The organism is Mycobacterium angelicum (assembly GCF_002086155.1).
Classification (GTDB): domain Bacteria; phylum Actinomycetota; class Actinomycetes; order Mycobacteriales; family Mycobacteriaceae; genus Mycobacterium; species Mycobacterium angelicum.
Genome location: NZ_MVHE01000338.1, coordinates 1 through 374, shown reverse-complemented (window position 1 = coordinate 374; position 374 = coordinate 1). Strand labels below are relative to the sequence as shown.

The 374-nt window shown below is 77.5% G+C and carries 1 pseudogene; it reads right to left on the bottom strand.

Features of this window, described 5'->3' with window-relative positions:
* Nucleotides 1–374: pseudogene (locus BST12_RS32725) on the bottom strand (hypothetical protein); the annotation flags it as partial.

The window sequence follows — 374 nt, the reverse complement described above, 5'->3', positions numbered from 1 at the left end:
TGCCGCCGTTGCCGCCGTCGCCGCCGTTTTGGCCGCCGCCGATGCCGTTGCCGTACTTATCGATATCGGCGGTGCCGTTGACGCCGGTGATGCCGGCGCCACCGGCACCGGCGTCACCACCGAGGCCGCCGGCGCTGGCGTTGCCGCCGTTGCCGTTGGCGCCGGTCCCGATGCCGTCACCGTTGACCCCGCCGTGGCCGCCGGCGCCGCCGTCGGCGCCCTTACCGCCGGCACCGCCGTTGCCGCCGTTGAAGCCGTTGCCGTTGTTGACCGCCGCCGTGCCGTTGGCCCCGGCCGCGCCGTTGCCGCCCTTGCCGGCCGTGCCGGCATTGCCGCCGTCACCGGCCGCGCCGCCGGTGCCCGCGGTGCCCGCG